This is a genomic window from Kitasatospora sp. NPDC058406 (assembly GCF_042722765.1).
Taxonomy (GTDB): domain Bacteria; phylum Actinomycetota; class Actinomycetes; order Streptomycetales; family Streptomycetaceae; genus Kitasatospora.
On sequence record NZ_JBHXKE010000355.1, the window covers coordinates 1 to 6,991 of the forward strand.

Genomic DNA, 6,991 nt, shown 5'->3' on the forward strand with positions numbered 1-6,991 from the left:
CCCGGCACCGCGCCCCCGGGCACCCTCCCCAGACCGTTGGCGCGGGCCCTCGGCCCCCAAAACCCCTAGGCCCCCCTACCCGGCGGATCCCGGCCCGCCGGGGGGATTCCCCCCCACGGGCCGGGATCCGCCGATCGCGCGGTCCGAGGCCGTCACAGGGGGCAGGCGCCCGGGTCACGACGCCGCCTCCCGGGCGGCCGGGCCCCCACCGGACTAGCATCGACCGTATGGGAGAACGGGAGTTCGGGCCCAGCGCGCCCCAGCTCGTACTCGATGCCGAAGGCGACTCGCAGGTCATGAGCCCGAGCCGCTCCTACGCCGTCGGCCGGGACCCGGCCAGCGACGTCGTGTTCACCGACCCCCGGGTCTCCTGGCACCACGCCGTCCTGCACGAGGGGGACGGCCGGTGGGTGCTCGACGACGTCGGTTCCACCAACGGCACGTACACCGAGGGCCACCGCGTCCGGCACGTGGACGTCGGCCCCGGCAGCGTGGTCCGCTTCGGCGATCCCGCCGACGGGCCCCGCTGCAGCCTGAGCGCCCTGCCCGAGCCGATGACCGTCCAGCAACGGCAGTCGTCCGCCCTCACCTCGATCACCGGCTCCTACCGCCCGCCGACCAGCATCCTCCCGCTGTCCGCCCGCGTCGTCCGGATCGGCCGCGCCCCCGACAACGACCTGGTGGTGAGCGACCTCTCCGCCTCCCGCCACCACGCCGAACTCCGTGCCCTCCCCGACGGCCGGTACGAGATCGCGGACCTGGAGAGCCACAACGGCACCTACCTCAACGGCCAGCCCGTGTTCGAGGCCCTCGTCGGCCAGGGCGACCTGGTCGGCATCGGCCACTCGGAGTTCTGCCTGATCGGCGACGAGCTCCAGGAGTTCATCGACACCGGCATCGTCGACCTCGACGTCGAGGACCTCACCGTCACGGTCGGCGACGCCCACGTCCTGCTCGACCACGTCACCTTCCCGGTCGGCGAGAAGAGCCTGCTGGCCGTCACCGGCCCCAGCGGCGCGGGCAAGTCCACCCTGCTCAACGCCCTCACCGGGCTCCGCCCCGCGACCGGGGGCACCGTCCGCTACGACGGCCGCGACCTCTACCGCGAGTACGCCGAGCTGCGCCACCGCATCGGCCTCGTCCCGCAGGACGACATCCTGCACACCCAGCTGCGGGTCCGCCGCGCCCTGCGGTACGCGGCCGAGCTCCGCTTCCCCGGCGACACCGCGCCCGCCGAACGGGAGGCCCGGGTCGAGGAGGTGATCAGCGAGCTCGGCCTCACCCAGCGCGCCGACCAGGTCATCTCCAGCCTCTCCGGCGGCCAGCGCAAGCGCGTCAGCGTCGCCCTGGAACTGCTCACCAAGCCCTCCCTGCTGTTCCTGGACGAACCCACCAGCGGTCTCGACCCCGGCATGGACCGCTCGGTCATGCAGATGCTCCGCGGCCTCGCCGACGACGGACACACCGTCATCGTCGTCACCCACAGCGTGCTCAGCCTCGACCTCTGCGACCGTCTGCTCCTGCTCGTCCCCGGCGGCCGGATCGCCTGGTACGGCCCGCCCGGCGAGGCCCTCGGCCACTTCGGCTTCGACCACTGGCCCCAGGCGTTCGAAGCCTTCGAGAGCCGGCGCGACCACGACTGGGCCGGTCAGTACCGGGCGTCCACCCCCTACCGGCGCTACATCGCCGGCGCCATGGACCACCCCGCCCGCTCGCTCCCCGGCACGCCGGCGCCCACCGCCTCGGCCCCCCGACCCACCCCGAGGCGCTGGGGCAAACAGGTCTCCACCCTCGTCCGCCGCTACGCCACGGTGCTCGCCGCCGACAAGACCTTCCTCGCCGTGATGATCGCCCTGCCGTTCATCATGGGCGCCCTGACGCGCGCCCTCGCGGGCCGACAGCTCGACGAGGACACCGCCCTCAACGCGCTGCTCATCCTCTGCGTCGGCGGCGTCCTCACCGGGGCCGCCAACGCCGTCCGCGAACTGGTCAAGGAAACCGTCATCTACCAGCGCGAACGCGCCGTCGGCCTGTCCAGATCCGCGTACCTCTGCTCGAAGGTCGTGGTGCTCGGCACCATCACGGTCGTCCAGTCGGTGGTCCTCACCCTGGTCGCCCTGGTCGGCGTCGGGCTCGGACCACCGGGCGCCGGAGGCGTGTTCCTGCCGCGCCTGGTGGAGATCACCCTCGCCGTCGCCCTGCTCTCCGTCACCACGATGGTCCTCGGCCTCCTCGTCTCCGCCGTGGTGAAGAAGGAGGAGGTGACCATGCCCCTGCTGGTCCTGGTCGCCATCGTCCAGGTGGTGTTCTGCGGCGCGCTGCTCCAGCTCGACCAGACGCCGATCCTCAACCAGCTCTCCTGGCTGGCGCCCGCGCGCTGGGGGTTCGGCGCGATGGCCGCCACCGTCGACCTGGGCGCCCTCCTGCCCGACCCCCTCACCGACGACCCGATGTTCGCCCACCGCGGCAGCGTCTGGCTGCTCGACATGGGCATGCTGCTGGCCCTCTCCGTGCTCTTCGGACTCGTCGTCGCCCGGCTGCTGCGCCGGCGCGAACCCGTGATCATGCGGAAGTAGGCCGCGTCCACCGGTCGCGCCGCGCCCTCGCGGCCGGTGGAGCGCCGGCCCCTGCGTGCCGGCGCTCCGCCCCGCCCCGACCGGCTAGAGGCCGAGGTCGTTGTCGATGAACGCGAACATCTCCTCGTCGCTGGCCTCCTCCAGCAGGTCGACGACCTCGTCCGCCTCCGTCGGCTGCCAGCCCGCGAGCAGCCTCCGGAGCCGATCCGCGATCTGGTCGCGCACCGCGGGGTCGAGTCCGTCGGCGGCCAACGAGGCCTCGAACCGGTCGAGCTCGGCCAGCGCGGGCAGCGGCGGGGCCACCGGCTCCACCGGGGCCAACTGCTCGAACAGGTGCTCGGCCAGGTCGCCGGGGGTCGGGTAGTCGAAGATCACCGTCGCCGGCAGGCGCAGGCCGGTCACCGCGGTCAGACCGTTGCGCAGTTCGACCGCCGTGAGCGAGTCGAACCCCTGGTCGAGGAAGCCCCGGGCGGGCTCCGTCGGATGGTCGGCCGGGTAGCCCAGCACCGTCGCCATGTGGCCGTGCACCAGGTCCAGCAGCAGTTCGCGCCTCGCCTCGTCCGACAGCCCCGCCAACCGCTGGGCGACCGGCACCACCGTGGGCGCCACGGCCCTGACCGCCGGCCTCCGGACCAGGCCGCTCAGCAGCGCCGGCACCTCCCCCGCCGCCCGCACGGCCGCCAGGTCGAGCCGGATCGGCACCACCGGCGCCGCCGCGGCGGTCACGGCAGCGTCGAACGCCGCCAGCCCCGACGCGACGTCGAAGGGCAGCACACCGGCCCGGGCCATCCGCTGCCGGTCGGCCTCGTCCAGGTCACCGGCCATGCCGCCCTCGGCCCACGGCCCCCAGGCCAGCGCCTGCCCCGGCAGGCCGAGCGCCCGGCGGTGCTGGGCGAACGCGTCGAGGAACCCGTTGGCCGCGGCGTAGTTCGCCTGCCCCGGCGTCCCGAAGACCGCCGACGCGGACGAGAACAGGACGAACGCCGAGAGTTCCAGGCCCCGGGTGAGTTCGTGCAGGTGCAGCGTGCCGTCCACCTTCGGCCGCAGGACGCGGTCGAGCCGGTCGGGCGTCATCTGCTCGACGATCCCGTCGTCCAGGACACCGGCGGTGTGCACCACCCCGGTCAGCGGGTGCTCCGCCGGGATCCCGGCGATCACCGCGGCCAGCGCGGCACGGTCGGTCACGTCCGCCGCGGCGAGCGTCACCTCCACGCCTTCGGCGCCGAGCTCCCCGGCCACCGCCTCGCCGCCGCCGCTGCGGCTGACCAGGACCAGCCGGCGGATCCCGTGGGAGGCGACCAGATGACGCGCCACCCGGCCCGCGAGCGTGCCGGACCCGCCGGTGATCAGCACGGTTCCGGCGCCGAACGATCCGACCGCCGGGTCCGTGGCCGGGTCCGTGACCGGGTCCGTGGCCGATGCGGTGGTCGAATCGGTGGCCCGGCCGGTGGTCGGGTCGATCGCCCGGTCACCGGCGGTCGTGCGCGCCAGCCGCGGCGCGAACAGCGCGCCACCGCGGACCGCCACCTGAGGCTCACCGGAGGCCACCGCCGCCGGCAGCGCCAGCCAGGACGCGGCGTCCTCGTCGACGTCGACCAGGACGAACCGGTCCGGATTCTCCTGCTGGGCCGACCGGAGCAGGCCCCAGACCGCAGCCCCGGCGAGGTCGACGCCGTCGCCGCCGTCGCCGCCTTCGCCATCGGGCAGGACCGCGTTCCTGGTCAGCACCACCACCCGGGAGTCGGTGGCCAGCGAGCTCTGCACGACCGCCAGCACCCGGCGGACCTCGGCACGGGTCACCTCGGCGACCCCGCCGGCCCCCTGGCCGCCGCTGCCCGCGCCACCCGCGGCCACGAGCACCACCGGGGCACCGAAGCCGTCCCGCGCCGGCACGCCCGGCAGCTCCGGCAGCGGCTCCCCGAGCACCGCCCAGCCGGCCGCCCTCGGCGAGGCCGCCGAAGGGGAAGGCGCCGGCACCCGGTCCCACTCGACCGCGAACAGGTCCGCCGCCACGGGACGGGTGGACGGCACCGGCCTCATCACCAGCGACCCGACCGCGAGCACGGCCTGCCCCGCCGTGGTGAACGCCTCCAACCGGACCGCGTCACCGCCGGCCGGACTGATCCGGACCCGCAACCGGTCCGCGCCGACGGCGTACACCGCCACGTCCGACCAGCTGAACGGCAGCCGTGCCACCGCGTCGGCGTCACCGCCCTCGGCGTCGCCGCCCGGCAGGCTCAGCGCGTGCAGGGCCGCGTCGATCAGGGCGGGGTGCGCACCGAACCGCGACGCCTCACGCCGGAACTCCTCGCCGAGGACCACCTCGGTGAACAGGTCGTCGCCACGACGCCAGACCTCCCGAAGCGCCTGGAACGCCGGCCCGTAGTCCAGGCCCATGTCCCGGAGACCGGCGTAGAGGCCGTCGAGCGGCACCTCCACCGCGCCGGCGGGCGGCCAGACGGCGGAGGTGTCGACGGCCCGCCCCGCCGCCGCGCCCGCCGGCGCGAGGGCGCCGGTGGCGTGGTGCTGCCAGCCGTCGCCGTGCTCGTCACGGGAGTGGATGCGCACGTCCCGGCGGCCCCGCTCGTCCGGGCCGTCCACCGTCACCTGGATCCGAACCGCGGCCCGGTCGGGAACGACGAGCGGCACGTGCAGCGTCAGCTCCTCGACGGTGTCGCAGCCGACCTGGCGGGCGGCCTGGAGCGCCAGCTCCAGCAGCGCCGTCCCGGGCAGCAGCGCCGCACCGGCGACCACGTGATCGGCGAGCCAGGGCTGGTCACCGAGCGAGAGCCGGCCGGTGAGCACCGTCCCGTCCCCGTCGACCAGCGGCACGACCGCGCCGAGCAAGGGGTGCTCGGCGGCGCCGAGCCCGGCCGCACCGAGATCGCCGGCACCGCGGGTCGCGGCGAGCCAGTACCGCTGCCGCTGGAAGGCGTAGGCGGGGAGTTCGAGCGGCCGGACGCCGGTGAAGAAGGGCGACCAGTCGACCGGGACGCCGTTGACGTGCAGGGTCGCGAGCGCCGTCAGTGCGGTGGTGACTTCGTCGCGGTCGCGGCGCAGCAGCGGCGTGGCGACGGCGTCGGGCTGCTGGACGAGCGCCGACAGGACGCCGTCCGGGCCCAGTTCGACGAACCTGGTGACGCCGTCGAGCGCTTCGAGGGCGTCGGCGAAGCGGACCGGCTTGCGGACCTGGTCCACCCAGTACTCCGGGTCCGACCACTCGCCCGGCCGGACCGGGCGGCCGGTCACCGTGGAGACCGCCGGGAGCGACGGTTCGGCGAAGGCCAGGGACTTCACGATCACGCGGAAGTCCTCCAGCATCGGCTCCATCAGCCGGGAGTGGAAGGCGTGGCTGGTCCGCAGACGGCTGGTCTTCCAGCCCCGCTCGCCCGCAGCCTCCGCGACGGCGTCGATCTCGGCTTCCAGGCCCGCGACCACCACGGCCCCAGGGCCGTTCACCACGGCGACGTCCACGTCCGGGAACGCGGCGAGGACGTCCGCCTCGGAGGCTCCGACGGCGAGCATCGCCCCACCGGCCGGAAGGGCCTGCATCAGTCGGCCGCGTGCGGCGACCAGCGTGGCCGCGTCCGGCAGAGACAGCACTCCGGCCACATGCGCGGCAGCGATCTCACCGATCGAGTGCCCGACCAGGACGTCCGGCCGCACACCCCAGTGTGTGAGGAGCGCGTGCAGGGCGACCTCGACGGCGAACAGCGCCGGCTGCGCGTAGCCGGTGCGGTGGATCAACTCCTCGTCCGCCAGCACCTCCGCCAACGGCCGGTCCAGATCGGCATCCAGGTGCAACGCCACCTGGTCGAACGCGTCCGCGAACACCGGGAACGCCTCGTACAACCCCCGGCCCATCGACGCACGCTGCGCGCCCTGACCCGTGAACAGGAACGCCACCCGGCCCGCCCGTGCGGTGCCGATCAGACCACCCGCACCGGACACCACCGCATCCAGCCCGGCCGTCAGCGCGTCGGTCCCACCCGCGAGCACCACCGCGCGATGCGCCAGCGCCGGGCGCCGTGCCGCAGCCGCGGCGAGCGCGTGGAGATCCTGGTCGGCGACGTGCCGCAGACGCTCCGCCTGGGCCCGCAGCGCCGACTCGGTGTGCCCGGCGAGCAGCACCGGAACGACCGTCGGCTCCGGGCCGTCGGCCGGGGTCTCCCCTGCGGGGGCCTCTTCGAGGATGACGTGCGCGTTGGTGCCGCTGACACCGAACGCCGAGACGCCGGCCCGACGAGGCCGGTCCCCGGGGTTCCAGGGCCGCGACGCGGTCAGCAGCTCGACCTCACCGGCCGACCATTCCACGTGCGGCGACGGCTCGTCCGCGTGCAGGGTGGCGGGGAGCGTCTCGTGCCGCATCGCCAGCAGCATCTTGATGATGCCCGCGACACCGGCCGCCGCCTGCG

2 protein-coding genes are annotated in these 6,991 nt (G+C 74.8%); one reads left to right on the forward strand and one right to left on the reverse strand.

Going from position 1 to position 6,991, the window contains the following annotated elements:
* Positions 1-227: 227 nt before the first annotated feature.
* The gene (locus ACFWOG_RS38235; RefSeq protein WP_380364119.1) at positions 228-2,576 is read left to right on the forward strand and encodes an FHA domain-containing protein; all 2,349 of its coding nucleotides are present in this window, start codon (positions 228-230) and stop codon (positions 2,574-2,576) included.
* Positions 2,577-2,660: 84 nt separating this feature from the next.
* Here the strand turns inward: ACFWOG_RS38235 and ACFWOG_RS38240 are convergent.
* On the reverse strand, positions 2,661-6,991 hold a 4,331-nt coding region (locus ACFWOG_RS38240), incomplete at its 5' end, for an SDR family NAD(P)-dependent oxidoreductase (RefSeq protein WP_380364121.1).